At 56.7% G+C, this 25,143-nt stretch carries 26 protein-coding genes, 1 tRNA gene and 1 pseudogene; 17 read left to right on the top strand and 11 right to left on the bottom strand.

The genetic code is table 11. The features are described 5' to 3' along the window. Positions 1–827: 827 nt before the first annotated feature. Together GGD46_RS23700 and GGD46_RS23695 are read left to right on the top strand one after the other, a co-directional pair. Positions 828–1,133 (top strand): ETC complex I subunit, encoded by a 306-nt coding sequence (locus GGD46_RS23700; protein ID WP_184708573.1) that lies wholly within the window; start codon positions 828–830, stop codon positions 1,131–1,133. A gap of 90 nt (positions 1,134–1,223) precedes the next feature. Then, positions 1,224–1,300: transfer RNA gene (locus GGD46_RS23695), tRNA-Arg, on the top strand. 61 nt (positions 1,301–1,361) lie between these two features. Here GGD46_RS23695 and GGD46_RS23690 read toward each other — a convergent pair. Continuing rightward, positions 1,362–1,568, bottom strand: coding sequence for a hypothetical protein (locus tag GGD46_RS23690; RefSeq protein WP_184708571.1), 207 nt, complete (start codon positions 1,566–1,568; stop codon positions 1,362–1,364). Positions 1,569–1,962: 394 nt separating this feature from the next. On the opposite strand from GGD46_RS23690, the gene GGD46_RS23685 reads away from it, so the two are divergent. The 7 genes and pseudogenes from GGD46_RS23685 (at position 1,963) to GGD46_RS23655 (ending at position 8,268) form a co-directional block, all read left to right on the top strand. Beyond that, positions 1,963–2,916, top strand: coding sequence for a lysylphosphatidylglycerol synthase transmembrane domain-containing protein (locus GGD46_RS23685; protein WP_184708569.1), 954 nt, complete (start codon positions 1,963–1,965; stop codon positions 2,914–2,916). Beyond that, the gene (pseC, locus tag GGD46_RS23680) at positions 2,856–4,196 is read left to right on the top strand and encodes a UDP-4-amino-4,6-dideoxy-N-acetyl-beta-L-altrosamine transaminase (protein ID WP_210325690.1); all 1,341 of its coding nucleotides are present in this window, start codon (positions 2,856–2,858) and stop codon (positions 4,194–4,196) included. The genes GGD46_RS23685 and pseC overlap by 61 nt, the downstream gene beginning before the upstream one ends. Continuing rightward, the gene (locus tag GGD46_RS23675) at positions 4,168–4,647 is read left to right on the top strand and encodes a GNAT family N-acetyltransferase (protein WP_184708567.1); all 480 of its coding nucleotides are present in this window, start codon (positions 4,168–4,170) and stop codon (positions 4,645–4,647) included. Before pseC ends, GGD46_RS23675 begins: the two co-directional genes overlap by 29 nt. A 353-nt stretch (positions 4,648–5,000) precedes the next feature. Continuing rightward, positions 5,001–5,204: pseudogene (locus GGD46_RS34540) on the top strand (acyltransferase); the annotation flags it as partial. 2 nt (positions 5,205–5,206) lie between these two features. After that, a complete protein-coding gene (locus GGD46_RS23665; RefSeq protein WP_184708564.1) occupies positions 5,207–5,929 on the top strand; it encodes a glycosyltransferase family 2 protein in 723 nt (240 codons plus the stop codon). Then, positions 5,926–6,303: a DUF2304 domain-containing protein gene (locus GGD46_RS23660; protein ID WP_184708562.1), complete on the top strand. Its 378-nt coding sequence runs from the start codon at positions 5,926–5,928 to the stop codon at positions 6,301–6,303. Before GGD46_RS23665 ends, GGD46_RS23660 begins: the two co-directional genes overlap by 4 nt. 144 nt (positions 6,304–6,447) lie before the next feature. Next, positions 6,448–8,268, top strand: coding sequence for a hypothetical protein (locus GGD46_RS23655; protein WP_184708560.1), 1,821 nt, complete (start codon positions 6,448–6,450; stop codon positions 8,266–8,268). A 413-nt stretch (positions 8,269–8,681) separates the two neighbouring features. Here the strand turns inward: GGD46_RS23655 and GGD46_RS23650 are convergent, their stop codons facing one another. Together GGD46_RS23650 and GGD46_RS23645 are read right to left on the bottom strand one after the other, a co-directional pair. Beyond that, positions 8,682–8,843 carry a hypothetical protein gene (locus GGD46_RS23650; RefSeq protein ID WP_184708558.1) on the bottom strand — a complete coding sequence of 54 codons (162 nt, stop codon included), beginning with the start codon at positions 8,841–8,843 and terminating at the stop codon, positions 8,682–8,684. Between the two features lie 92 nt (positions 8,844–8,935). Beyond that, a complete protein-coding gene (locus GGD46_RS23645; RefSeq protein ID WP_184708556.1) occupies positions 8,936–9,547 on the bottom strand; it encodes a LysE family translocator in 612 nt (203 codons plus the stop codon). Between the two features lie 104 nt (positions 9,548–9,651). Here GGD46_RS23645 and GGD46_RS23640 point away from each other — a divergent pair, with 104 nt between their 5' ends. Further along, positions 9,652–10,119, top strand: coding sequence for an Lrp/AsnC family transcriptional regulator (locus GGD46_RS23640; RefSeq protein WP_210325689.1), 468 nt, complete (start codon positions 9,652–9,654; stop codon positions 10,117–10,119). An 84-nt stretch (positions 10,120–10,203) separates the two neighbouring features. On the opposite strand, the gene GGD46_RS23635 is transcribed toward GGD46_RS23640, so the two are convergent. From GGD46_RS23635 to GGD46_RS23620, 4 genes are all read right to left on the bottom strand, one after another. Next, positions 10,204–10,977, bottom strand: a complete 774-nt coding sequence (locus GGD46_RS23635) for an amino acid ABC transporter ATP-binding protein (protein WP_184708553.1) — start codon at positions 10,975–10,977, stop codon at positions 10,204–10,206. A 20-nt stretch (positions 10,978–10,997) separates the two neighbouring features. After that, on the bottom strand, positions 10,998–12,152 hold the full coding sequence (locus GGD46_RS23630; protein ID WP_184708551.1) for an amino acid ABC transporter permease: 1,155 nt from the start codon (positions 12,150–12,152) through the stop codon (positions 10,998–11,000). Position 12,153: 1 nt separating this feature from the next. After that, positions 12,154–13,344 carry an amino acid ABC transporter permease gene (locus tag GGD46_RS23625; protein WP_184708549.1) on the bottom strand — a complete coding sequence of 397 codons (1,191 nt, stop codon included), beginning with the start codon at positions 13,342–13,344 and terminating at the stop codon, positions 12,154–12,156. Between the two features lie 97 nt (positions 13,345–13,441). Further along, positions 13,442–14,467: an amino acid ABC transporter substrate-binding protein gene (locus GGD46_RS23620; protein ID WP_184708547.1), complete on the bottom strand. Its 1,026-nt coding sequence runs from the start codon at positions 14,465–14,467 to the stop codon at positions 13,442–13,444. A gap of 373 nt (positions 14,468–14,840) precedes the next feature. Here GGD46_RS23620 and GGD46_RS23615 point away from each other — a divergent pair, with 373 nt between their 5' ends. Beyond that, positions 14,841–16,031, top strand: a complete 1,191-nt coding sequence (locus GGD46_RS23615) for a cystathionine beta-lyase (RefSeq protein ID WP_184708545.1) — start codon at positions 14,841–14,843, stop codon at positions 16,029–16,031. A gap of 84 nt (positions 16,032–16,115) precedes the next feature. Here the strand turns inward: GGD46_RS23615 and GGD46_RS23610 are convergent, their stop codons facing one another. Together GGD46_RS23610 and GGD46_RS23605 are read right to left on the bottom strand one after the other, a co-directional pair. After that, on the bottom strand, positions 16,116–17,288 hold the full coding sequence (locus GGD46_RS23610; protein WP_184708543.1) for an FAD-dependent monooxygenase: 1,173 nt from the start codon (positions 17,286–17,288) through the stop codon (positions 16,116–16,118). Positions 17,289–17,317: 29 nt separating this feature from the next. Beyond that, positions 17,318–17,563 carry a zinc-finger domain-containing protein gene (locus GGD46_RS23605; protein ID WP_184708541.1) on the bottom strand — a complete coding sequence of 82 codons (246 nt, stop codon included), beginning with the start codon at positions 17,561–17,563 and terminating at the stop codon, positions 17,318–17,320. Positions 17,564–17,765: 202 nt separating this feature from the next. On the opposite strand from GGD46_RS23605, the gene GGD46_RS23600 reads away from it, so the two are divergent. Beyond that, the gene (locus GGD46_RS23600; protein WP_184708539.1) at positions 17,766–18,551 is read left to right on the top strand and encodes an alpha/beta fold hydrolase; all 786 of its coding nucleotides are present in this window, start codon (positions 17,766–17,768) and stop codon (positions 18,549–18,551) included. 21 nt (positions 18,552–18,572) lie between these two features. Here GGD46_RS23600 and GGD46_RS23595 read toward each other — a convergent pair whose 3' ends face one another. Continuing rightward, positions 18,573–19,373, bottom strand: a complete 801-nt coding sequence (locus GGD46_RS23595) for an enoyl-CoA hydratase-related protein (RefSeq protein ID WP_184708537.1) — start codon at positions 19,371–19,373, stop codon at positions 18,573–18,575. 76 nt (positions 19,374–19,449) lie between these two features. On the opposite strand from GGD46_RS23595, the gene cysE reads away from it, so the two are divergent. The 5 genes from cysE (at position 19,450) to clpA (ending at position 24,566) form a co-directional block, all read left to right on the top strand. Further along, on the top strand, positions 19,450–20,313 hold the full coding sequence (gene cysE, locus GGD46_RS23590; protein WP_184708535.1) for a serine O-acetyltransferase: 864 nt from the start codon (positions 19,450–19,452) through the stop codon (positions 20,311–20,313). A 127-nt stretch (positions 20,314–20,440) separates the two neighbouring features. Then, entirely contained in the window at positions 20,441–20,644 is a 204-nt protein-coding gene (locus GGD46_RS23585; protein WP_168806070.1) for a DUF3126 family protein, read from the top strand. 376 nt (positions 20,645–21,020) lie between these two features. Further along, positions 21,021–21,386: a phasin family protein gene (locus GGD46_RS23580; protein ID WP_184708533.1), complete on the top strand. Its 366-nt coding sequence runs from the start codon at positions 21,021–21,023 to the stop codon at positions 21,384–21,386. Between the two features lie 287 nt (positions 21,387–21,673). Then, positions 21,674–22,027, top strand: coding sequence for an ATP-dependent Clp protease adapter ClpS (gene clpS / locus GGD46_RS23575; protein WP_184708531.1), 354 nt, complete (start codon positions 21,674–21,676; stop codon positions 22,025–22,027). A gap of 10 nt (positions 22,028–22,037) precedes the next feature. Then, a complete protein-coding gene (clpA, locus tag GGD46_RS23570; protein ID WP_184708529.1) occupies positions 22,038–24,566 on the top strand; it encodes an ATP-dependent Clp protease ATP-binding subunit ClpA in 2,529 nt (842 codons plus the stop codon). A 108-nt stretch (positions 24,567–24,674) separates the two neighbouring features. Here clpA and GGD46_RS23565 read toward each other — a convergent pair whose 3' ends face one another. After that, positions 24,675–25,106: an HIT family protein gene (locus tag GGD46_RS23565; protein ID WP_184708527.1), complete on the bottom strand. Its 432-nt coding sequence runs from the start codon at positions 25,104–25,106 to the stop codon at positions 24,675–24,677. Positions 25,107–25,143 lie beyond the last annotated feature (37 nt).

The following is a 25,143-nucleotide window of genomic DNA, read 5'->3' as shown; positions in this document are numbered from 1 at the left end:
TTGATGCTGGCCTCCATTCCAGCATCAATGATCAATCACAAATCTGCTGATTTGGGAATCCCGCAACGATTCCGATAAGAAATGATCCGCTCTAGGAAGCCAGGGTTGTCTAGGTCCAGTTGAAAATGCGGCTATGATGCCGCGTCATACATCATAGGTTGCCGCCGGCCATGGACGTCCTGGGTGTATCGTGCCGAACTCAGATCACGCGGAATTATACGTATCGCCCGGCCAGTCTTATCGAAATCTGAAAGCGATAGAGGAAGGGCAACTCGTTGCGGCGATCAGTGGAAAAGCTGCAGCGCCATAAGGCCTATAGTCGTCAATGCCGACGATACGGTCAGAGCAATCAGCAACGAAGTCGACATCATATCGCTCCCAAGGGATCCCGCTGAAAACACGGGACGTTGTTTGGCGAGACGTTGTCTATCGGAACCGACGCGTTCTGTCGCGTGACACAAGGCGTGACACGGCGATACCGCACCGATATCCCCAGGCAGTGCATCAGACATCAGAATCGCTTAGCTGCGCATAGCTTGGCGAGAGATCGGGCGCGATTGCCTTGGCAAACACAGAGAAATGGTCAGGTTCCATGGACGTACAATCGCTAGTTCCCAGCGTGCTTCGGGCTTTGGCCTTGCATATCGCCCACGTTTTGAGGTGCCTCAGCAGGCGTGAATTTGCGCCGCTTTTAACGGTCTTTTTGCTTGAAACTAAAGGGATTCGCGGCTAATCAAACGACATACATGCTCGGCCCTGAGGGGGCGTTGCAAGACAAGTGAAGCACAAGGCGGGTCGCTCCCGCTTCATTCGGAGGCGCTGCAGCGATGCCTGCCAAGATCTACCGCCCAGCAAAGACCGCCATGCAATCGGGCAAGGCCAAAACCAATATATGGGTTCTGGAATTCGATCAGGAAACCCCGCGCAAGATCGATCCGATCATGGGTTACACCTCGTCGGCCGATACGCGCCAGCAGTTGAAGCTGACGTTCGATACGCAGCAGCAGGCCGAAGACTATGCCAAGCGCGAAGGCATCGACTATCGCGTCATTGCGCCGAAGGACCCGATCCGGCAGGTGGTGTCCTATACCGACAATTTCCGCTTCAACCGCATCCAGCCCTGGACTCACTGAAGGCAGGAACTTATTGAACGCTGCCCATTGAGTTGGGCGGCAGTTTCAGGCATGTGTTGGCCGCCGCGCGCAAGGCGCGGCAGGCTTCACGGCCCCTTAGCTCAGCTGGATAGAGCACTTGCCTTCTAAGCATGTGGTCGCAGGTTCGAATCCTGCAGGGGTCGCCAATCACATATTTAACCCATTGAAATTGCTATAGGTGCGACCGGGCGGGGTCAAAGATATGACCTACATTCTGTCCGACTGACGTTCCGAAGCACCCCTTGCGAGCCTCTTCTTGTCGGCTTCCTTGGGATAAACTTCCAGCTTATAGAGCAGCCGTGACCAGCCGAACATCGCCGTCAGCTCGTGCGCCGCCACGCCTTCGCCGGCTGCGATCGCCGCCGCCTTGCGCAGCCTGTGCGCCCTGCAGCGGCGTGTAACCCTGAGCGACAAGAAGTACTATCACGTCATCGCGGGGAAGTCGGGAAGCAACATCTTCATCCGAGTGGTTGGACAAGAGACCGAGAAAACGATCGCTGTCAGTGGGGCTATGACTTCTTTAGGAAGCAGCAATGTCATACTGGGACAGGGCTGGGATGCCGGCGCGTAGGCCTAAAGACTGCACGGAAGTTTGGACGAGCTCGTGTTCTAAAGTTCTGCGTTGTCGGATGCGAGAGCTGACGCGCGCTGCGCCAATGGCGCTTGGCTGGCGAACGCTAACAAGGAAGCTGAACTGCCTTGATGCTTCGTAGTGCAGTTTACGAACCGCGTTTGTAGGGTGGCCACGCCTCGTGTAAGACGTGGTCGCCGTGATCCAGATGGCAAGATGCAGTTAGGAGAAGAGAATATGATGAAAGCCACTTCACGGCAGCACATCTCTGTCGTTGCGGGAATTGCAATCTCGCTGGTTTTCGTTTGCTATTCTTTGGCCAATCTTGACTGGAAGATATTTTCGGCCTCAATCGTTGCCGTCGACCTTCAATGGCTGGTGGTCTTTATCCTAACGCTTTTGCTGACGATGGTGTTACGGGCTTGGCGCTGGCACGTTATCACCGGCCTTTCGCGCCGCGATTGGTTTGCCGTGTGGCGCGCGTCTTGTATTGGCTACGGCGGCACGGCCATCTTTCCCGCTCGTGCCGGCGAGATTATGCGCGTGATCCACCTCCAGCGAACGGCCAAGGCATCTACCGGCCTTGCTATCGGAAGTTCTATTGTCGACCGCCTCATTGATGCGGTGGCTCTATGTGTCCTTGTTGGTCTTGGACTTGCAATCTTTGTTTCGAATCTAGCCGTCGAGCGCCACTTCTTTGTGATGGCGGTGGTGCTCTTCGTCGCTATTGCGTTGACAGTCGCGTTTTTGCTCGGAGGCGCTCGATCGAGCGCGCTGATCGGACGCTTCAACAGGGGCGGGGCGATCGGCTCTCGTTTAGCGCAGTGGCTAGGCCAGGCCTTCTCTGAACTGCAGAGCCTTCGCGATTGGCGCATCCTTGGCGCAATAGTAGGGCTTCAGGTGGTAATCAGCTCGCTCGACGTCCTGGCCTGTTGGATACTGTTGTGGGCATTTGGCTGGGCTCTGCCAGTAGCAGCAGCTCTCGTAACTTTGATCTGCCTCGCCATGGTTTCAGCGCTGCCCTCTACGCCGGGCTACCTCGGGGTCTACCAGGTGGCTGCGATGGCCGCACTTCACGAGTTTGGCCTTGCTCGATCGGAAGCGTTGGCGTATGGGACGCTGTTACAAGCTTGCAATTTTGGTTTGTTTCTCGCGGCGGGGAGCTGGGCATATTTGACGACGAGGCGTTAACCCTCGATAAGCTTGAAACAATCAATCCCGTAACGGCCATCGCGATGAAGCAAATGGACACGTCTAATAAATCCCAACTTGAGAACCAGCTTGCAATTGAGGGTGGCGTTCCAGTTCGCAGAACATTGTTGCCATATGGAAAACAGCTAATAGATGACGAGGACAGGAAAGCTGTCGACTCTGTTCTCAGGGGCGACTGGCTGACCACTGGGCCGCACGTCAAGGCGTTCGAAGACGCTATCACAGACTTCACCGGTGCTAAACATGGCGTAGCGGTTTCGACGGGAACGGCTGCGCTTCACGCGGCGTTGCATTCTGTAGATATTGCACCAGGTGATGAGGTAATTGTGCCGGCGATTTCGTTTGTGGCGACCTCAAATTGCGTGCTCTACATGGGCGCGAAGCCGGTGTTCGCTGACCTTCAAAAAGAAGCTCTGAATATCAGCCCAGAGGAAATCCAAAAGAAAATCACCCCGAGAACCAGGGCTATCGTTGCCGTAGACTTCGCAGGCCATCCCTGTGACCACGACGCAATTCGCGCGATTGCGAAGCAGCATAGCTTAACGGTTGTCTCTGATGCCGCCCATTCTCTTGGCGCGACCTATAAGGGTCGAAACGTAGGGGTGCTGCAGGATCTCACAGCATTGAGCTTTCATCCCGTCAAGCACATAACCACTGGCGAAGGTGGGATGGTCTTGAGCGATGATATTGAGATAGACAAGCGGCTCCGCTCCTTCCGACATCATGGGATCGACCTTGATTTTCACAAGAGGAACCATGGTCAAACCTGGCAGTACGATGTTGTAACGCTTGGCTTCAATTACAGGATCCCGGACATAAACTGCGCGTTGGGCACCGCCCAAATGCAGAAGCTTCCAGGTTGGTTGAAGCGCAGGAGAGAAATCGCGGCCGCTTACGCAAAGGCTCTCAGCGACCTTGACACAATTGACGTCCCTACAGAGCAGAGCGGTTGTGAATCAGCCTGGCACCTTTATGTTGTCAGACTGAATCTGGATAGGCTCACCGTCGGAAGGAAAGAGTTTTTTGCCGCGCTCCGAGCCGAGAACATCGGTGTAAATGTTCACTATATTCCTATCCCATGGATGAGCTACTATCACTCTCTAGGTTATCGCCCTGGCGATTGGCCAGTTGCTGAAGCTGAATACGAAAGAATGATCAGCCTTCCAATTTTTCCCGCGATGACGGACCAAGACGTTGATGACGTCGTCGCTGCCGTGAAGAAAGTATCCAATGCCTACCGATCGCGAACAAATCCCTGATATGGATATTCGCCTTGTCGAGGCTCAGGATAGTGAAGAAATCCTCCGATGGCGCAACGACGCCGTTACCAGAGCAATGTCGTTGGATTCTGAGATTGTTGATGCGGAGCAACATGAAAAATGGTTCGCGCGGCTCCTAAACGATCAGCGAAGAATTGCCCTTGTTGGCACAGCGGGCGGAAAGGCTATAGGTTGGGTTCGATTTGACCCACTCGCCGGCCAGAACGAGTTTCTGGTAAGTATTTCTGTAGCGCCTGAATCGCGCTCGAAGGGAATGGGCTCACAGCTACTCGGCCTGGCACTCCGGCATCTACGTGGCTCGTGCCGCGAACCTATTGTTTATGCAAAGGTGAAAGATTCCAATGTGAGCAGCCTCAAGGTCTTTCAAAAGCACGGCTTCCAAAATTCTGAAGAAGTAGACTTGCTGCATACGCTGATTTTGTCGAACTAGAATCGTGGGCGGGGATCACAGGTATGACGGAGGAGATTGGCGGAGAACCGATCGCCAAGTATTTTAAGAGCGGTTCCTTCATTCTGAAGGGTCTTCTCAGTTACCTCGCGTATGTAACGATCTTTCCACCGTCGCTGGCGGCTCGCATTCATAAGTGGCGAGGGGTCAAATTTGACGATCACAAGACGGTGTACATCGCGCCAAACGTGCTGATCGACAGCACGTTCCCCGAGAATGTGCTCATACGCAATCACGTCTACATCACTCGCGGGGCGAAGATTATCGCTCACACCACCTTCACGAGGCCTACCCAGGCAATCACCGGTGTGGAATACATCTTAGGCAACGTCACACTCGATGAAGGGTGCTACATTGGCGTGAATGCGGTTGTGTTACCGTCAGTTACCGTTGGAAAATGTGCGATTGTCGGTGCCGGCGCGGTTGTAACTAAAGACGTCCCCCCTTATGCAATTGTCGGCGGGAGTCCAGCGCGTCAAATCGGCGATGTTAGGCATCTGAAAGAAAAGACCAACACATCGAACGCAGGCTCAAAGTAGCAATGAATAACGTCTTGGCGGCGCCGAAAGTCCTGATTATCGTACCGGCCTTCAACGAAGAGAAGAACTTGCCTTCGCTTCTTGAACGTTTGCTCAAGCTAGGCAGGACAATAGTTGTTGTGAACGACTGTTCGAGTGACGCGACAGTTGATTGCGCGCGGAGCATGGGGGTGGCGGTGTTGGACCTTCCCGCAAACCTCGGCATTGGAGGAGCGGTCCAGACCGGTTTCAAATACGCTGTCGCGAACGACTTCGACATTGCGGTGCAGATAGACGGGGATGGTCAGCACGATCCTGCTTGGATTGATACGGTTATAGCGCCATTGGTTGACGGTAGGGCTGACTGTGTCATTGGCTCGCGCTACATGCCCGAGGCGCCGGATCGAGACTACCGTACTCCAATGGCGCGACGAGTAGGAATGCGTTTTTCGACAGCTATTCTCGAGTTTGCAACCGGGCTAAGGGTTCATGATACGACATCAGGATTCCGGGCTCTCAATCGGTCCGCTTTTGAGTTTTTTTCGCAATCGTATCCCGTTGACCATCCTGAAGCTGAAGCTCTGTTAGTGCTGCACCGCAACGGATTTCGTATACAGGAGGTGCCGATAAAAATGCTTGGGCGGATTCATGGAAGTTCGTTGTTCAATCTTACCAGATCTGCCCTCTACCCGTTGAGGGTGGTCGTCGGATTTGTAGGCATCATCTTTGCGGGTAAAGCTAAATGAGCAGTCATACCAGCCCTGCAATCCTCGGCTTTGCGCTTCTTCTCCTTGTGTTCGCCTATACGATCCATTTGGTCCGGTCCGGACGAATCTCTGCGCATTTGGCCGTCACCTGGATTGCCACGGAACTTCTGCTGATGCTGGTGATGGGTATCGGCAGCCTTCGTTCGTTCACGAGGACGGTGTTAGGGGACGAGGGCGCGCCCTACAGCCTTATCTTGTTAGGCGCCCTTTGGGTCATATTCTTGATGCTCGAAAGCCTGACGCGCATTTCGCTTTTAACGAACAAACTCAAAAACTTGACGCAAGAACATGCGCTGCTGAAGGAGCGTGTAGAACGCATCGAACGTTCGAGCAGCCAGGAGAGCAATGCCTAGTCGTTTTTCTGGCTTTGATATTTCAACGATCTTGTTGGTCTTGTGGTTAGTCGCTTGCGCGGTTTTCTTTGTCATTGATTATGAATTCCCGACTATCCTTCAGCCACTTTTCACTCGCCAGATACTGCCGAGTGAGGACGTGATATGACAGCTGTTTTCATCACTGCCGTTTATGCGCTCGCGTGTCTGGGGGCGGGAGCGCTCTGCATTCGCTTCTTTCTAGATAAGCATGATAGTGGCAGTGTCTGCTTACGGTTCGGGGTGGGGTCTACCATCTTGTCAACCTGGTGGATCCCGTTAGCTTTAGTTGGAATGCTCACCCCCGTAATTGTTTGGGCGACAATTTTGCCGCTTGGGTTGTATGCCGTTGTCGACCAAAGACGTTCGCGGCTGTCCTTCGAGGGAAAGTTTGATCCGAGATCGATCCCCTTCTGGGGTTCCGTTGCGGTCATTTGCGGGGTGATGCTGTGGTACGGCGTCCTGGCATTCTACCGCCCGCCGTTTGGTGATGCTGATGCGTTCTACATGACGTATCCGAAGATCATTGCGGAAACCGGGCGTCTCTCAGCGATGGGTTTCACCTACCATGACTTCTCGGCAGTTGGGCTGTCAGGGGAACTGCACTTTGCAGCCCTCATGGTAATCGCAACGCCGGGTGCCGCGAAGTTGTTCGCATGGGGTGCGGGGCTTGGCATAATATTCGTTTCGACGGAAATAACGGGAAGGTTAGGTGGGCAGCGCTTCGCAAAGCTTATCGTTGCAGCGGCGCTGGTAACTTCGACAACGGTTACGGACTACCTTTCGGACGGCAAAACGGAGTTGTTCGCGACATTAAGCGCCCTGATTGTCATAGGCTTGATTCTAAGATGGCCAATTGCAACCCTTCGCGAAAGGGGAGTGCTGTTTCTCGGGATCATGGCCGGAGTTATGGCATACAGCAAGTTCTCGTTCATAATCTGCATGCTCCCGACGGTGTTCGCGCTCGCATATTTCACTCCATACGGTTTCGTTAGAGGAAGGCGTCTAGCGCAATTCGCTACTGAGTTGCTGGTTGCTGGCTTGGGATTTGGAATCGGCCTTCTGCCGCACCTGATCAAAAACTGGGTGCTGTTTGGAAATGCCGCGGCTCCCTTTCTTGGCATGAAAAAGAATTGGGCCGATCAAGCGCAGTGGTTCTCATCAATCGACACAGCTTGGATTGTTAGCACATTTCCCTTTTCTTTGGTGTTCGGACAGTATCCGCTGATGGGTGGCTCGCTCTCGTTGATTTGGCTGATGTGCTTGCCATTCATCGGGTTCGCCTGTTTGCGGCCCGGGGCACTGAAGACGCCTGCGGTCCAGGTAAGTCTTTGCGCGCTATTTGGCTTGGTGTGTTGGTTGTTGGTAAAGCCCTCGATTTTTGCACCAAGATATTTCCTTCCGAATCTTGTGCTGCTTATGCCGCTCCCCTGCATCGGGGTAGAGCGCTATATGAGATGGTCGGGGCGAAGTCGGGCTGTCCTCGGGCTGTTCGGGGTCTTGGCTGGAGCGGTCGTCCTGACATCGGTGTCAAAGCCCCCGGCGGGAGTTTGGAGCGCGAAGCCGTCGAACCTGTATTATTACGTGACGAACGGTCAGCCAAAGTGTGGACTATCCATCTCTGACTACTGCTCAATATTTGACAAACTGAACGCTGAAATACCCCCGCAGAAACGATTGTTCGTGTTGGGCTTCTACACCTATTGGCTCAGCGCGGATCTGCTGGGTCGCCTCAACACGGATGATGAATATCAAAATATGAAGCTGCTGCCACCAAACGTATGGCAAAGTTTGGCGGACCGAGGCTTCGCGGCTGTCGCCGTTCAAACAGCTAGCCACGGTCGGTATCTAGCTTTCCTTCGCCAATCTCCGGTTCCAGAAGGTCTTGAAGTGGTCGAAGAGTTCCCCGAATCCAATATGCCCGTGTTTTTCATCCGACCAAAATGATGACCGGCTATCCGAAACTCAGGATTTTTGAAAAATATCCAGGCTCGCTGAACCGTGAGGCATTCGCTGAGTAGCGGCACATTTCCGTCGACAAGAAAACGCTGCCATTGCTCGCGACCAGCCTCCTCCGCCAGTTCGCTGACCTTCTCAAAAGGAATTTCTGCCAACACATGGTTCCTATAAACCATGGATAGAGTTTTGTATTCCGGGCAGCTATGAAGCTGAAGTTGAATATTCCACGGCGTTGCGAAGCGCATTCCGTTCGCCAAAAACTGGAAGTCATTTTTGTAGCGAAATCAATGGAAATGGCTCCGCTCCGTTGTGAAGCGATATATTTCTATATCTCATATTGTGCAGCTGCGTGATTGCGGCACCGGGGATATCCGCCGGGGATGCGCAAACCGGCTGCGGCCTCAATGGGCCGCTGCTGGCCAGCCGCCCACGGCTGCTGGTCTCGTCGCGTCCAGCGCCATCTGGAAAAGATCGTAGCCGAACATCGACCCGCTTAGTTTGATGACGATGATGGCGGCGCTCAGAAGAGCAAGTCCGCCGATAATCCTGTCGCTTCTCTTCACAGCCCGCTTCCCCTAACGCTTTGTGAATGCCCCATATTTCGCGATTATCGGGGCAGTATATCGCGTTTTGCGTGAAGTGCTACATCGCTCGTTCAAGCCGCCAGTCGCCCCGCAGCGATTAGCAGGAGACCGCCGGCGATGCCTTCGATCCAGCGACGGCGGCGGTCGCTCACGACTGTTCGGGAGCTGAATGATGTGAGAACGAGGCTGAGACAGGCATAGAACACACCGCAGAGCCCGATGAAAACGGCAGAGAGCAGGGCTGCCTGCAACGCTATGTTTCCAGCGTGGCTGATAAACTGCGGCAGGATGGCGAAATAGATCATCATCCCCTTCGGATTGAGAACGGCTGTGAGAAAACCGCGCCGGAGCGCATCCGCGGCGGCCACCGCTCGTGCCGGAGCTGATGTACCGGCCTTCATCGAGGAAATGAGCAGGCGAGCGGCGAGATAGGCAAGATAGGCGATACCGAGCCAGCGCAGGAGCATGAACAGGCCCGGCGAGGCGGCAATAATTGCGGCGACCCCGAGCGCGGCAAGCGTGGAATGGACGAGGTAGCCGGTACAGATTCCAGCCGTCGAGCGCAGCCCGGCGCCAGCGCCGCCGGACATTGCCTGAGATGCTACGAACAACATATCGGGCCCCGGCGTACAAATGAGTGGCAGGACGGTGCTCGCGAAAAGAAGGATATTGGTGTTTTCCATAAATGAAAGCTTAGAGCCAAGCAGGCGCAATCGGCTTGCGTAGATGCCAATTTCATGAGGATAATTGGCATTGCAATTCAATCCTTGAGCTATTTTGGTAGAGGATGCCAATGAGACTGGACGAGATCGACAAGCGCATCCTGCGCGCGCTGCAGCGGGACGGGCGGATGCAAAATGTGGAACTCGCCAAGGAGGTAGGGCTTTCGCCATCGCCTTGTCTGCGGCGCGTGAAGCTTCTTGAAGATGCCGGCGTCATCGATCGCTATGTGGCCGTAGTAAATCCCGTCAAAGCCGGTTTGCCGCTTTCATTGTTTGCTCGCGTCTGGCTGACGGCCCAGGATGCCGAGACCATCGATCATTTCATCGCCGCGATGAGGAAGCTGCCTGAAGTTATGGAGTGCTACATCATGCTGGGAGAAAGCGATGCGCTGTTGCGCGTCGCCGTTTCCGATCTTGATGACTACAGGCAGTTCCAGTCCACGCATCTGACGAAGGTGAACGGCATCCAGAACGTCAAGACGGACGTGCCGAGCCAGGTTGTCAAGCAGACCTACACTCTGCCCTTGCGTTGAACTTCTTCGGCTGTCGTGCCATACGAAAACCCGCCGGTTGCAGTGCCGCCGGCGGGTTTTCACTACGATATTGTTGCTGTCAGCCTAGTGCAGGATCTGGCTGAGGAAGAGCTTGGTGCGCTCATGCTGCGGATTGTCGAAGAATTCTTTCGGAGAGTTCTGTTCGACGATCTGGCCCTGGTCCATGAAGATGACGCGGTTGGCGACTTGACGGGCAAAGCCCATTTCGTGGGTCACGCACAGCATGGTCATGCCTTCCTCGGCAAGACCGACCATCGTATCGAGCACTTCCTTGATCATTTCCGGGTCGAGCGCCGAGGTCGGCTCATCGAACAGCATGATCTTCGGGTTCATGCAGAGCGAGCGGGCGATCGCCACACGCTGCTGCTGACCGCCGGAAAGTTGGCCTGGATATTTCTTCGCCTGCTCCGGAATCTTGACGCGGGTTAGGAAGTGCATGGCGATCTCTTCCGCCTGCTTCTTCGGCATCTTGCGCACCCAGATCGGCGCCAGCGTGCAGTTTTCCAGGATGGTCAGGTGCGGAAACAGATTGAAGTGCTGGAACACCATGCCGACTTCGCGGCGCACTTCATCGATCTTCTTCAGATCATTCGTCAGTTCCGTGCCATCGACGATGATCTGACCCTTCTGATGCTCTTCCAGACGGTTGATGCAGCGGATCATCGTCGACTTGCCGGAACCGGAAGGGCCAGCAATGACGATGCGCTCTCCGCGCATGACCTTCAGGTTGATGTCGCGCAACACATGAAAGTCGCCGTACCACTTGTTCATGTTGACGATGTCGACCGCGACTTCCGTCTCGGAGATGGTCAGTTTTTTGGGTTGGGCTTCAGCCATATTTGTAGTTCCCTCAGTTTTTATCGCTTGTGGCCGGTATCGAGATGGCGCTCCACGAAACCTGAATAGCGCGACATTGCGAAACAGAACAGCCAAAATGTGAAACCGGCGAAAATTAGGCCGGTGACTGGCGTCACCGCGCTTGCCCAATTCGCATCCGAGAAGTTTTGCCGGACGATGCCGAGCAGGTCGAACATGCCGATGATCGCAACCAGCGACGTGTCCTTGAACATGCCGATATAGGTGTTGACGATGCCGGGAATGACCAGCTTGATGGCCTGCGGCAACACGATCAGCCGCATCTTCTGCCAGTAGCCGAGGCCGAGTGAATCGGCTCCTTCGAACTGGCCCTTCGGCACGGCCTGCAGGCCGCCGCGGATGACTTCGGCCATATAGGCCGAGGTGAAGATCGAGACGCCCACCACGGCGCGCAGCAGCTTATCCACAGTCCAGCCCTGCGGCATGAAGAGCGGCAGCATGTAGCTGGCCATGAACAGCACGGTGATCAACGGCACGCCGCGGATGATCTCGATGAAGATCACGCACAACATACGCACGACGGGCATCTTAGAGCGACGCCCGAGTGCGAGCAGGATGCCGAACGGGAAGGAGACCGCGATCGCCACGAAGGCAATGACCAGAGTCACCAGCAGGCCACCCCATCTTTCCGTTTCAACTGTCTCAAGGCCAAAGCCGCCATGAAGCAGGAAGAATGAAATAACCGGCAGCACGAAGAATGCGATGATCGCGTTCAATCCCTTTCGGGGAGCCGACGGTATGAGCAACGGCGCGAAGCCGATGATCATCAGGATCGCGACGAGTATCGGCCGCCAGCGTTCGTCCGGCGGGTAGAGGCCGAACATGAAGACGAGGAATTTCGCGCGGACGAAGGCCCAGCAGGCGGCATTCCAGCCGTCCGGCTGCGTGCCGCCCTGGACGGTCGTGGCGCAGAAGGTGCGGTCGGTTCCGTTCCAGACTGCGTGCACGAACAGCCAGTCGACCAAATGCGGGATTGCCCAGGCGAGCAGGGCTACGGCGAGGACCGTCAAAACGACGTCCTTCGGCGTGGCGAAGAGATTCTTCTTGGCCCAGTGCCAAGGCCCTTTTTCGCTGGCGGGTGCCGGCTGTGCCGACAAGAGCGATTTGCTGACGAAGCTCTGATTTGCACCGGACATCTTATCTCTCCACCAGAGCCATTTTGGCGTTGAACCAGTTCATGAACAGCGATGTTATGATGCTCAGGACGAGATAGATGACCATCCAGATGATGACGACTTCGACGGCACGGCCGGACTGATTGAGGATCACGCCTCCGACCGCGACGATATCGGCGTAACCGATGGCGATGGCGAGCGAAGAGTTCTTGATCAGGTTGAGATACTGGCTCGTCAGCGGCGGAATGATGATGCGCATAGCCTGCGGGATGACGATCAGCCTCGTGATGGCCGATGCCCGAAGACCCAGCGCGCCAGCAGCTTCCGACTGGCCCTTGGGCACGCCGCGAATGCCGGCGCGCACGATCTCGGCAATGTAAGTCGCTGTATAGAGGGAAAGCGCCAGCAGGAGAGCTATAAATTCCGGCCCGACGACCGCCCCGCCCGTCAGATTGAACTTGCCGGCGATCGGATAGTCGAAGGAAAGGGGCATGCCGGTTGCGAAGAAAGTCAGCAATGGCAGGCCGATCAATATGCCGACCGCCGCCCAGATCGTGTGGAATTGCTGTCCCGTCACCGCCTGACGCTTGTGCGCCCAGCGCGCCACGAAGAACGCCGCGCCAATGGCGATCAGCAGGGCAATGCCAACGGCCCACATGCCTTGGCCGAAGATTGGTTTCGGGAAAGCCAGGCCGCGATTGCTGAGAAAGCTGGAGAATGGCAGATGCACGGCATCGCGCGCCTGCGGCAGCAGCACCAGAACGCCGCTATACCAGAAGAAGATGACCAGCAGCGGCGGAATGTTGCGAAAGATCTCGACATAGGTCTGGGAAAGCTTGGCGATCAGCCAGTTGCTGGAAAGCCTGCCGATGCCGATGAGGAAGCCGACGATGGTCGCAGCAAAGATACCGACGACCGATATCAGGAGCGTGTTGAGCAAGCCGACGATCAGTGCATCGATATTGGTGGAATCGCTGGAGTAGGGGATCAGGGCCTGTCCCAGGTTGAAACCGGCGCGTCCTTCGAGAAAGCCAAATCCGAAGCTGCGGTTCAACGCATGCAGGTTGTCGACCGTGTTCGTCACGACGAACCAGCAAAGGCCGGCGAGGACGACGATCGTCAGAGCCTGATAGAATGCCCCTCTGACTCTGGGATCGTAGAATACAGATGCGGATGATCGCTCGCCGCTAGGCGAATTTGCTGTAATTGCCATGCAAAATTTTTCCCCAATGTGCCTGTTTCAGGCTTGTTTTCTTTAGGGGAGAAAGGCGGCGTTCCGCCTCTCTCTAGAAGTTGGCCTTGTCTAAGGCTTAGCGCACCGGAGGTGCGTACTGGATGCCACCCTTGTTCCACAAAGCGTTGAGGCCGCGGGCGATCTTCAGCGGGCTGCCTGCGCCGATGTTGCGGTCGAAGACTTCGCCGTAGTTACCGACGCCCTTGATGATATTGTAGGCCCAGTCGTTGGTCAGGCCGAGATCGGTGCCGATCGTGGAGCCCTGCTCGGCGCCGAGGAAGCGCTTGATGTCCGGGTTTGCAGAGTTCTTCATCTCGTCGACGTTCTTCTGCGTGATGCCGAATTCCTCGGCATTGACGAGCGCATAGGCCGTCCAGCTGACGATGTTGAACCACTGATCGTCGCCCTGACGAACGGCCGGGCCAAGCGGCTCCTTGGAGATGATTTCGGGCAGAACGACGTTATCGTCCGGGTTCTTCAAGGTCAGGCGGAGCGCATAGAGACCCGACTGGTCCGTCGTGTAGACGTCGCAACGGCCGGAATCATAGGCCGTGTTGACTTCCTCAAGCTTGTCGAAAACAACCGGATTGTACTGCAGGTTGTTGGTCTTGAAGTAGTCGGCGAGGTTGAGTTCGGTCGTCGTGCCAGACTGGACGCAGATGGCAGCACCGGAAAGCTCGAGCGCTGACTTCACGTTCAGTTCCTTGCGAACCATGAAGCCCTGGCCGTCATAATAGGTGACCGGACGGAACTTGAGACCGAGCGCGGTATCGCGGTTGATGGTCCAGGTGGTGTTGCGAGAAAGCACGTCGATTTCGCCCGACTGCAGCGCGGTAAAGCGGTCCTTGGCGCTGAGAGGAGTGAACTTCACCTTGGTCGGATCGCCGAAGACGGCCGAAGCGACTGCGCGGCAGAAGTCGATGTCGAAGCCGGCCCAATTGCCGGATGCATCGGGCTGCGCAAAGCCGAGAAGGCCCGTATTCGCGCCGCATTGAATGAAGCCCTTGGCCTTGACGTCGCTCAGCGTCGAAGCCGAGGCACCAGAAACGGAGTAAGCCAATGCTGCGGCTCCGAGAAATGCGGAGAGAGCAAACTTGTTCATCTTTCCCAACCTTTGTTCTATTGTTTTATAGTTAAAGCGTATCGCTCCCGAAGCGGGTTCTTGCCGAACCTCATTTCCTCACTCTCCAGGGGCGAGTGGTCCTATCACAGTCGCAAATGGATTGGCGGTCAAGAGAGCGCTCGGATTATTGGCCGTTTATTCGGAGATTTCGCCTTTTGGGGCTGAGAAACGGGCATTTGGCGTCAAAATGAGCACTGTTTTGCCAAAAATCTGCACGAAACCGAGGATTCGCGCACTGCTTTCGTTATTTTAGCCTTGTAATAATATGCTATGTCGACAGGATCGGGGTTGACCCAACTGGACTTGCTCGCCACAAATCCAGCTTCCTACAGCGCCAAAGGCATATCCGGACATGAAAGACAAAGACACACTCCTGCAGACCGCCGGCATCAACACGCGTTTGTCCCATATCGGCAATTCGCCATTCGACTTCCACGGCTTCGTCAACCCGCCCGTGGTGCATGCCTCGACGGTGCTGTTTCCCAATGCCCGCGTGATGGAGACGCACGACCAGAAATATACCTACGGCACCCGCGGCACGCCGACGACCGACGCGTTGTGCGAGGCGATGGATGCGCTGGAAGGTTCGGCCGGAACGATCATCGTGCCCTCAGGCCTTGCCGCGGTCACCGTACCGTTTCTTGCCTATCTGTCTGCTGGCGATCACGCCCTGATCGTCGATTCGGTCTATGGTCCCACGCGTTTCTTCTGCGATACCATGCTGAAGCGCCTCGGCATCGAGGTCGACTACTATGATCCGTTGGTCGGCGCCGGTATCGAACAATTGTTCAAGCCGAACACCAGGCTGGTTCATACCGAGGCACCGGGTTCCAACACCTTCGAAATGCAGGATATTCCGGCGATTTCGGCCGCCGCTCATCAGCATGGTTGCGTGGTGACGATGGATAATACCTGGGCAACGCCACTCTATTTCAAGCCGCTTGATCACGGTGTCGACGTTTCCATTCATGCGGTGACGAAGTATCCGGCAGGCCATTCGGATATCGTCATGGGAACCGTATCCGCCAATGCGGCCCACTGGGAGCGCTTGCTCGACGCGCACGGCCAGCTTGGTATTTGTGGTGCCCCGGACGATGCCTATCAAGTGCTGCGCGGGCTGCGTACCATGGGCGTGCGTCTCGACCGCCATCAGGAGAGCGCGCTTGAGATCGCGCGCTGGCTTGAGGGCAGGGAAGAAGTCGCACGGGTTCTGCACCCGGCGCTGCCGAGTTTTCCGAGCCACGAGATCTGGAAGCGTGACTTCAAGGGCTCCAGCGGCATCTTCTCCTTCGTGCTGGCGGTCGACAACCCCGAGAAGTTCAAGCTCAAGGCACATGCCTTCCTCGATGCGTTGCGGATCTTCGGTCTCGGCTATTCGTGGGGTGGCTTTGAAAGCCTTGCACTGCAGGTGAACCTCAACGACCGGCGTGTCACCAAGGTGCCGACCGAAGGACCGGTCATCCGCCTGCAGATCGGCCTTGAGGATGTGGCAGATATCAAGGCTGACATCGAAAAGGGCTTTGCGGCGGTCAGGGAGGCTTGATCAGCCGATAGGGCAATTCCAGCGAAAGTGTATCGCGCTTTCGCGCCCGGAATTGCCTGAAAGCAAACAGCCGGAGCATTTCTGTCAAACCGGAGATGCTCCAGCGCGATATGAGTAAATCCAGTCCATATCCGCCGCAAGACTTTGCGGCGGCCGCAGGGAGAGGACGAGGTCGCGCGCCAGGCGGATAGGCCCGCGGGCATGGTAGGCGAATTGATTGAAGGCGGCGCGCTGGCGCAGTCGGGCAATGCGCGGCGTACGATGCTTCTCGAAGAGATTGAGTGCCTCCGCCGGTGAGCGCGTCGCCAGCATGCCGGCGAGCTCGAAGGCGTCCTCGATCGCCATGGCCGCACCCTGGGCCGCAAACGGCATCATCGCGTGCGCGGCGTCGCCGATGAGCACCGTGTCGCTGCCATTATGCCAACGGCCAGCCTTCATCTCGTAAAGCGGCCAGAAGGTAGCCTGTTCCCTCGCTTCCAGCATTCGCAGGATTTCACTGTTCCAACCGGAAAAGCCGCGAAGCATCTGCTCACGCTGCGCCTTATTGCCGGAGGTGCTCCAATCGCGGCTCGAACCGCTGCCGGAAACGATGGCGACGATGTTGAAGGCGGCATTTTCCCGGATCGGATAACAGACGAGATGGCTGGACGAACCCAGAAATGCCGTCACGCTCGACTTGTTTAGCAGGGAGGGAGCTGTCGCTTCGGCAACCGAGAAGCGCCAGGCAATATTGCCGGAGAAGAGCGGCGCGGGTGCGCCGGGCACCATCGCATGCGTCTTGGACCACACGCCGTCTGCACCGATGATGAGATCGAGCTCGCTGCCTGCGATCTCCTCCAATGCTCGCTTGTCCTTGATGTCGATGCGCCGACCGAGATGCAACGTGCAGAGCGCGTTGGCGGTAACCGCATCCAGCAGCGCCTTCTGCAAGGTCGCGCGATGTGCGGTGCCATAAGGCGCACCCCAGCGCTCCAAGGCAAATTTCCCACAAGGGACGGATGCGACGGGGCGCAGCGACGAACCGGAGACGAGCCGAACTTCGTCCGGCTCGAGCCAAACCGATCTTAGCGCATCGAGTACGCCGAGTGTGTCGAGGATACGGGAAGCATTCGGGGAAATCTGCAGGCCGGCGCCGACTTCGGTCAGCGCCTCTGCCTGTTCGAAAATTTCGGAACGGATGCCGTGCCTTGCCAGCGCCAGCGCCGCCGTCAATCCGGCTATTCCGGCGCCGATGATTGCGGCTGTCTTGATCGGCATTTCGCTATGTCCGATCGAAGGCTACGGGTTTACGCCGCCTTGAAATGAAAGACGCAGCCGGGCGGATTGGTCTGGTCTGCCTTCAGCGACGGATTGTAGCGATAGAGCGTCGAGCAGTAGGAGCAAACCTTCTCGGTTTCGTCGCCGAGATCGATGAAGATATGCGGGTGGTCGTAGGGGACCGAGGCACCGGTGCACATGAATTCCTTCACGCCGATCTCGATGACACGGTGTCCGCCGTCGTTCTGGAAGTGGGGAATATTGTGACCGGCCATGATGATCTCCAAATGCGTCTTGCCTTGAGCGGCATGAATGTTGCGCCAGACTTGGTAGCCCCTCTTTATAATCCTTCTTCTCGATTGTGTAGTGCGAAAGTCCGGCTCGGCGCAGAGTTTTTCGCTGATGCGGGGTTCACCTGATATCGTCGATAAAATATGGTCCCGCATCAGGAAAACCCCTGTTTGCAAAGATAATGCCATGAATTTGAATGCTCCTTCGATGTCCCATTTCGTCAGGGGCAGATTGAAGCTCGCCTTTTTCGACGAAGGTGATCCGAACGGTCCGCCCGTGTTGCTGATTCACGGCTTTGCTTCCACGGCCATTGCAAACTGGGTGCATCCGGGTTGGCTGAAGGCGCTCGGCGATGCCGGATATCGCGTGATCGCGATCGATAATCGTGGCCATGGTGTAAGCGACAAGCTCTATGACGCCGACGTCTACCATCCTTGGATCATGGCCGAAGACGCGGTTGCGCTGCTCGACCATTTGGGTATCTCAGAGGCTCATGTCATGGGTTATTCCATGGGCGCTCGTGTCGCGACCTTCATGGCGATAGCACATCCCGATCGCGTCCGTTCACTTGTGCTCGGCGGTCTTGGAATAGGTATGGTCGAAGGTGTTGGCGATTGGGATCCGATCGCGGAGGCGCTCGTCGCTGCGTCGCTCGATGACGTCACCCATCAGCGCGGGCGCATGTTCCGCGCCTTTGCGGAACAGACCAGGAGCGACCGTCAGGCGCTTGCCGCCTGCATACAGGGGTCGCGCGATCTGGCGACAAAGGAGGATGTGGCGAAGATCGAAGCGCCGACCCTGATCGCCGTCGGCACCAAGGATGACATCGCCGGTTCGGCGCAGGCGCTAGCCGATCTGATGCAACATGCCGAGGTCGTCGATATACCGAACCGCGATCACATGCTTGCCGTCGGCGACAAGGTCTTCAAAACAGCGGTTCTCGAATTCTACAAGCGGATCGAACACCGGTAAGGCCGGACTCGATCGGTCAAGTCACTTGCCGGTGAAGTGTGGCTTCCGGCGCGCGGCAAAGGCGGCGCGTCCCTCGGCATAATCCTCACTGTCGAAGGTTTCCGCGCCGATTATCTCCGCCTCGCGCAGCAGGTCTCCATTCTGTTCGAGGGCGGCGCGGACCGCGAGTTTCGAAGCATGCAGCGAAATCGGCGCATTGGCGGCGATCGCATGGGCGAGGGCAGAGATTTCGCTCTCGAAGGAAGCGGACTCAATCTCCTCCAGCAGAAATCCGGCCATCGCCATTTTCTCGCTGGACATCGGCGCGCCCGTAAACAGCGCGACCTTGGCCATCTGGGTGCCGAGCGCGTTGACAATGTCCTGTACGGCATCGGCCGGATAGGCGATGCCGAGGCGAGCTGCCGGAATGGAGAAACGCGCTCCTTGCTCGGCGATCCGCAGGTCGCAGGCCGCGGCGAGTCCGAAGCCGCCGCCGTAGCAGATGCCGCGAATTGCTGCGATGGTCGGAACCCGGCAATGGCGGATGGCCTCGAAAGCCTGGCTGTTCAGCGCTTCGTAGGCGACGGCAGTCTTTGAGTTCTTGCGTACGCTATCGAATTCGCTGATGTCGGCGCCGGCGGAAAAATCGGCGCCGATGCCGCACAGAACGATCACATGGGCCTCTGCCTTGTCGGTCAACATGCGCACGGCCTGAGGAATGGCGCGCCACATGGCGGCGGTTAAGGCATTCTTCCTGGCGGGATTGTTGATCGTGATCGTGCCTATGGCATCGCCACTGGTGACACGCAGGAGACCGCCGGCAAAATCATGTTCCAAATTCATGCGCACTCGATCCATTTGTCTTGTGTGGCATTTAATCTATATAATGCATTCCTGACAGCAAATCGGGAGACCGCCAATGGTCGCAGTAACGGATATTCGCCCCTTGGAGGGCATGAGCGCGGTTAAGATTGTGGATCCCATATGGGATAGCATGCGCGAGGAAGCTCGCACCGCCGCCGAGCGCGATCCGCTTCTGGCGGCCTTCCTCTATTCGACGATCATCAATCACCGTTCGCTGGAAGAATGCGTCATCTACCGCATTTGCGAGCGCCTCGATCATCCGGACATGCAGGCGATCCTTCTGCGGCAGACGTTCGAGGAAATGCTGGCCGATTGGCCAGAATGGGGATCGATCCTGCGGGTCGACATCCAGGCGGTCTATGATCGCGACCCGGCCTGCCTGCGTTTCCTTGAAGCGGTGCTCTATTTCAAGGGTTTCCACGCGCTGCAGACGCACCGTCTCGCGCACTGGCTTTATAATCGCGGTCGCCGCGATTTCGCTCTTTATCTGCAGAGCCGCTCCTCCAGCGTCTTCCAGACGGACATCAACCCGGCGGCGCGTATCGGCAAGGGCATCTTCCTCGATCACGCGACCGGCCTCGTCGTTGGCGAAACGGCCGTGATCGGCGACAACGTATCCATCCTGCACGGCGTCACCCTTGGCGGCACCGGCAAAGAAGGTAGCGACCGTCACCCGAAGATCGCCCATGGCGTCCTGATCGGCGCGGGCGCCAAGATTCTCGGCAATATCCAGATCGGCCATTGCTCGCGCATTGCCGCCGGCTCCGTCGTGCTGAAGGAAGTTCCGCCGAAGACCACGGTTGCCGGCGTGCCGGCCAAGGTCGTCGGAGAAGCTGGGTGTTCGGAACCCTCGCGCTCCATGGACCAGCTTCTGACCGAACAGTTGGTCGTTGATCAGATCATGGGTGCTGGAATCTAGCGGAAATTTAGCCTGATTTACGGAAACGTGCGGCGCTTCAAAAGGTGTATGGCGCGGTTCCGGTCTTTACACTGCCGCTTTTCCTATGCAAGAAGCGGCCAACCAGAGATCCTCACGGAGAAGCATTGTGAAGCCCGAAGAAATCAAGAAACTCGACGCCTATTTCAAGCGCACGTTCAACCCGCAGATGGTCGTGAAGGCCCGCCCGCGCAAGAACGACTCGGCCGAAGTTTACCTTGATGAAGAGTTCCTGGGTGTCGTGTATATCGACGACGAAGATGGCGATCGTTCCTACAATTTCTCGATGGCCATCCTGGACGTCGATCTGTAAATCGCCTGAGCGATTCTCTATTTCAGTCGAATTTATGAGCCGTATTTCATCGAAATACGGCTCTTTTCTTTGATCTCTGCAGGGAATGCAGCGATTGACGGCCCCAAATGCCGGCAAGGCTGGCGTTTGGCCTATTCATGATTTTCCGAGGGTCTGGCGATATTTCTGCCAAAGCCTCTGGTTGCAGGGGCAATGATATATATTAGGAAAATCAAAATGGTGCAGTGCAAACGTCGGCGTTGACACGGCTCTGTTACCGAATATGCAATCACTGATAGATTTTGCGACGCACAAGACTACTTGACTAATTGTGCGTCGCATTTAAGTTTCCTGCCTGTAAACCGGCCGTCGGCCGACCAACAAGGGACGGAGACAGATGTTCAATTTCGACGAAGCAAATAAGAAGGGCAAGGAAGCCATCGACACGGCGCTGAAGAGCTACTCCGATGTCAGCAAGGGTTTCCAGGCGATTGCCGCTGAAACTGCTGAATATTCGAAGAAGTCGTTCCAGGATGGTGTCACGCATTTCGAAACGCTCGCCGGCGTCAAAAGCTTTGAGGCTGCTTTCGAACTCCAGAGCACCTATGTGAAGTCCGCCTATGAAAATTTCGTAGCCGAAGCCACCAAGCTTGGCGAAATGTATGCCGATCTGGCCAAGAATGCCTTCAAGCCCTACGAGGCGCCGGTCGCTGCAGCGACGAAGGCCGCCAGCAAGGCTACAGCAACGGCAACCGCTGCTTGATCCCCAGCTGAAAGCTGAAGTTTCCGGAAAGACCGGCTGCGCAACGCGTAGCCGGTCTTTTTGTTTTCGCATATCGAACCGGCGCCGAATTTATGCCGCGACTTTTTCGGCCCGAGTCCGCTTTGTCAGCGAATTGTGATTGCAGTGTCCGGTAAGGGGCTTAAAATTACGCCAATATGAACTACCTTAGTGGTTCGGATATCTGGCCCGACCAAGTGAATGAACCAACCCCCCAGTGCCAAGTCGGAATGCGATAGCTTCTGCCGGATGATTTGAGGAAGAATGAAATGATCGCTCAGCCGATCCGGATGCAAAACAACAGCGAAAGGAACGGGGACAACGGAAATCGCGGGACCTCGGTGATTACGCGCACCAAGCCCAAAACCAAGAAACCCAACCTATACCGTGTGCTGCTTCTGAACGACGACTATACGCCCATGGACTTCGTGATCCATATCCTGGAGCGTTTCTTTCAAAAGGATCTCGAAAGTGCCACCCGCATCATGCTGCATGTCCACAACCATGGCGTCGGAGAATGCGGGATATATACATATGAAGTAGCAGAAACGAAGGTGAGCCAGGTGATGGATTTTGCCCGGGAACACCAGCATCCGCTGCAATGTGTTATGGAAAAGAAGTGAGGATCTGAACGTGCCAACATTTTCGCCTAGTCTTGAGAAGGCGCTGCACCAGGCACTGACTTACGCGAACGAGCGGCATCACGAGTATGCCACGCTGGAACATCTGCTTTTGGCGCTGGTAGACGATGCCGACGCCGCGGCTGTCATGGGCGCGTGCAATGTTGATCTCGACGCGCTCCGTAAGACTCTGACTGAATACGTCGATAATGAACTGTCCAACCTGATCACGGGCTATGACGAGGACTCCAAGCCGACCTCCGGCTTCCAGCGCGTCATTCAGCGCGCCGTGATCCATGTGCAGTCGTCCGGTCGCGAGGAAGTGACGGGCGCCAACGTTCTCGTCGCGATTTTCGCCGAACGGGAAAGCCATGCTGCATTCTTCCTGCAGGAACAGGAAATGACCCGCTACGACGCGGTCAACTACATCTCGCACGGCATCGGCAAGCGCCCGGGTTCCTCCCAGACCCGCACGCCGCGCGGTGCCGAGGAAAGCGAATCCGAAAGCAAGCCCACCGCCCGCGGTGAGCAGGAGGAAGGCAACGGCAAGAAGCAGCAGGATGCGCTGAAGGCCTATTGCGTCAACCTCAACGAGAAGGCCAAGAACGGCAAGATCGACCCGCTGATCGGCCGTCATTCGGAAGTCAATCGTACCATCCAGGTGCTTTGCCGCCGCTCGAAGAACAACCCGCTCTACGTCGGTGATCCCGGCGTGGGCAAGACGGCGATTGCCGAAGGCCTTGCCAAGCGCATCGTCGAGGGCAAGGTTCCGGAAGCTCTGGCCGACGCCACGATCTTTTCGCTCGATATGGGCACGCTGCTTGCCGGCACCCGCTATCGCGGCGATTTCGAAGAACGCCTGAAGCAGGTCGTCAAGGAACTCGAAGAGTATCCGGGAGCCGTGCTGTTCATCGACGAGATCCACACCGTCATCGGTGCGGGCGCGACTTCCGGTGGGGCGATGGATGCATCGAACCTGCTGAAGCCGGCCCTTTCCTCGGGTGCGATCCGTTGCATCGGCTCGACCACCTATAAGGAATATCGTCAGTTCTTCGAGAAGGACCGGGCGCTCGTTCGTCGTTTCCAGAAGATCGACGTCAACGAGCCGAGCATCGAGGATGCCATCGAAATCATGAAGGGCCTGAAGCCCTATTTCGAAGAGTATCACCACCTGCGCTACTCGAACGACGCCATCAAGTCGGCTGTAGAGTTGTCGGCCCGCTATATCTCCGACCGCAAGCTGCCGGATAAGGCGATCGACGTCATCGATGAAACCGGTGCTGCGCAAATGCTGCTGCCGCCGTCGAAGCGTCGCAAGCTGATAACCGAGCGCGAAATCGAAGTGACGATCGCTACCATGGCCCGTATTCCGCCGAAGACGGTTTCCAAGGATGACGAGATGGTTCTTGCCAACCTCGAACAGGAACTGCGTTCCGTCGTCTATGGGCAGGATACGGCGATCGAAGCTCTATCGACCTCGATCAAGCTGGCCCGTGCCGGTCTGCGCGAACCGAACAAGCCGATTGGCTGCTACGTCTTTTCCGGCCCCACGGGCGTCGGCAAGACTGAGGTCGCCAAGCAGTTGGCATCGTCGCTCGGCGTCGAACTGCTGCGCTTCGACATGTCGGAATATATGGAACGTCACACGGTTTCCCGTTTGCTCGGAGCTCCTCCCGGCTATGTCGGTTTCGACCAGGGCGGCCTCCTGACCGATGGCGTCGACCAGCATCCGCATAGCGTGGTCCTGCTCGACGAAATCGAGAAGGCGCATCCGGATATCTTCAATATCCTGCTGCAGGTCATGGACCACGGCGCGCTGACCGACCATAACGGCAAGAAGATCGACTTCCGCAACGTCATCCTGATCATGACGACCAATGCGGGTGCCTCGGAAATGGCCAAGGCCGCCATCGGCTTCGGCTCGTCCAAGCGTACGGGTGAGGACGAAGAGGCTCTGAACCGGATGTTCACCCCGGAATTCCGCAACCGTCTGGATGCGGTCATTCCGTTCGCCGCGCTGCCGACGACCGTTATCCACAAGGTCGTGCAGAAGTTCATCATGCAGCTGGAGGCTCAGCTTTCCGAACGGAACGTTACCTTCGACCTGCACGAGGACGCCATCGCCTGGCTGTCCGAGAAGGGTTACGACGACAAGATGGGCGCCCGACCACTGGCGCGCGTCATCCAGGAAAACATCAAGAAGCCGCTGGCCAACGAAATCCTCTTCGGCAAGCTGAAGAAAGGCGGCGTGGTCAACGTCACGGTCGGCAAGAAGGAAGACGGTTCGACCGGCATCGTGCTCGACGCGACCGCCGACACCGCGCCTATCCGGCCGAAGCCGGAAGCGGAAGTCGGCGAACCGCATGTCGAGGTGGAAGAGGTTGATGGCGATACCGCCGTCAAGACCAGAAGCCGCGTCAGCAAAGCCGGTGCAGCTGCCGATGCCCGTCGTTCGGCCAAGGCCGCTGCGGAAAGCGCAGAACCGCCGGAAAAATCGCCTCGCAAGGGCGGCGGCGCTGTGCCGAAGGTTCCGCGCAAGTAACTGACGGATCCGGCATGAAAAACGAAAGGCTGCATTGGAAACAATGCAGCCTTTTCATTTTGTTACAGAGTATTTCTGATGTGCTGCATCAAAAAACACAGACGTATGTCAGCCGCCGAGTGCTTCGATGATCTTTTTTGCGTTTTCCGCCAATACCGCGCCGTCTTCCATCTTGCCCGAATGCGGCTTCAGCGCCACGCCTTCGAGGCGCGGGATAACATGGAAATGCAGGTGGAACACGGTCTGGCCCGCAGACGGCTCATTGAACTGGGCGATATAGACGCCGTCGGCGTCGAAGGCTTTCTGAACGGCGACAGCGATCTTCTGCACAACCGTGATTGCCTGCTGCAACGCGGCAGGATCGGCGTCGAAAATGTTGCGCGAGGGCGCCTTCGGCACGACAAGCGTGTGGCCGGGCGACTGCGGCATCACATCCATGAAGGCGACAGTGTGCTCGTCTTCGTAGACGCGGTAGGAAGGGATATCGCCCCTCAGGATCTTCGCGAAGATATTGTTGTCGTCATAGGCGGGGCTGGTCATCCAGTGTCTCCTCGTCTTGCGTTTACGGTTATCTCAA

This window comes from Martinezella lusitana (genome assembly GCF_014207095.1).
GTDB lineage: Bacteria > Pseudomonadota > Alphaproteobacteria > Rhizobiales > Rhizobiaceae > Rhizobium > Rhizobium lusitanum_B.
The sequence above is the reverse complement of the archived record's forward strand: the minus strand, read 5'-3'. Positions and strand labels throughout refer to the sequence as shown.

Excerpts from the sequence above, each read along its gene's own strand:
- GGD46_RS23700 (WP_184708573.1), top strand. The coding sequence starts at position 828 with ATGCCTGCCAAGATCTACCGCCCAGCAAAGACCGCCATGCAATCGGGC.
- GGD46_RS23685 (WP_184708569.1), top strand. The coding sequence starts at position 1,963 with ATGATGAAAGCCACTTCACGGCAGCACATCTCTGTCGTTGCGGGAATT.
- GGD46_RS23675 (WP_184708567.1), top strand. The coding sequence starts at position 4,168 with ATGCCTACCGATCGCGAACAAATCCCTGATATGGATATTCGCCTTGTC.
- GGD46_RS23665 (WP_184708564.1), top strand. The coding sequence starts at position 5,207 with ATGAATAACGTCTTGGCGGCGCCGAAAGTCCTGATTATCGTACCGGCC.
- GGD46_RS23660 (WP_184708562.1), top strand. The coding sequence starts at position 5,926 with ATGAGCAGTCATACCAGCCCTGCAATCCTCGGCTTTGCGCTTCTTCTC.
- GGD46_RS23655 (WP_184708560.1), top strand. The coding sequence starts at position 6,448 with ATGACAGCTGTTTTCATCACTGCCGTTTATGCGCTCGCGTGTCTGGGG.
- GGD46_RS23645 (WP_184708556.1), bottom strand. The coding sequence starts at position 9,547 with ATGGAAAACACCAATATCCTTCTTTTCGCGAGCACCGTCCTGCCACTC.
- GGD46_RS23640 (WP_210325689.1), top strand. The coding sequence starts at position 9,652 with ATGCCAATGAGACTGGACGAGATCGACAAGCGCATCCTGCGCGCGCTG.
- GGD46_RS23635 (WP_184708553.1), bottom strand. The coding sequence starts at position 10,977 with ATGGCTGAAGCCCAACCCAAAAAACTGACCATCTCCGAGACGGAAGTC.
- GGD46_RS23630 (WP_184708551.1), bottom strand. The coding sequence starts at position 12,152 with ATGTCCGGTGCAAATCAGAGCTTCGTCAGCAAATCGCTCTTGTCGGCA.
- GGD46_RS23625 (WP_184708549.1), bottom strand. The coding sequence starts at position 13,344 with ATGGCAATTACAGCAAATTCGCCTAGCGGCGAGCGATCATCCGCATCT.
- GGD46_RS23620 (WP_184708547.1), bottom strand. The coding sequence starts at position 14,467 with ATGAACAAGTTTGCTCTCTCCGCATTTCTCGGAGCCGCAGCATTGGCT.
- GGD46_RS23615 (WP_184708545.1), top strand. The coding sequence starts at position 14,841 with ATGAAAGACAAAGACACACTCCTGCAGACCGCCGGCATCAACACGCGT.
- GGD46_RS23610 (WP_184708543.1), bottom strand. The coding sequence starts at position 17,288 with ATGCCGATCAAGACAGCCGCAATCATCGGCGCCGGAATAGCCGGATTG.
- GGD46_RS23605 (WP_184708541.1), bottom strand. The coding sequence starts at position 17,563 with ATGGCCGGTCACAATATTCCCCACTTCCAGAACGACGGCGGACACCGT.
- GGD46_RS23600 (WP_184708539.1), top strand. The coding sequence starts at position 17,766 with ATGAATTTGAATGCTCCTTCGATGTCCCATTTCGTCAGGGGCAGATTG.
- GGD46_RS23595 (WP_184708537.1), bottom strand. The coding sequence starts at position 19,373 with ATGAATTTGGAACATGATTTTGCCGGCGGTCTCCTGCGTGTCACCAGT.
- cysE (WP_184708535.1), top strand. The coding sequence starts at position 19,450 with ATGGTCGCAGTAACGGATATTCGCCCCTTGGAGGGCATGAGCGCGGTT.
- GGD46_RS23580 (WP_184708533.1), top strand. The coding sequence starts at position 21,021 with ATGTTCAATTTCGACGAAGCAAATAAGAAGGGCAAGGAAGCCATCGAC.
- clpS (WP_184708531.1), top strand. The coding sequence starts at position 21,674 with ATGATCGCTCAGCCGATCCGGATGCAAAACAACAGCGAAAGGAACGGG.
- GGD46_RS23565 (WP_184708527.1), bottom strand. The coding sequence starts at position 25,106 with ATGACCAGCCCCGCCTATGACGACAACAATATCTTCGCGAAGATCCTG.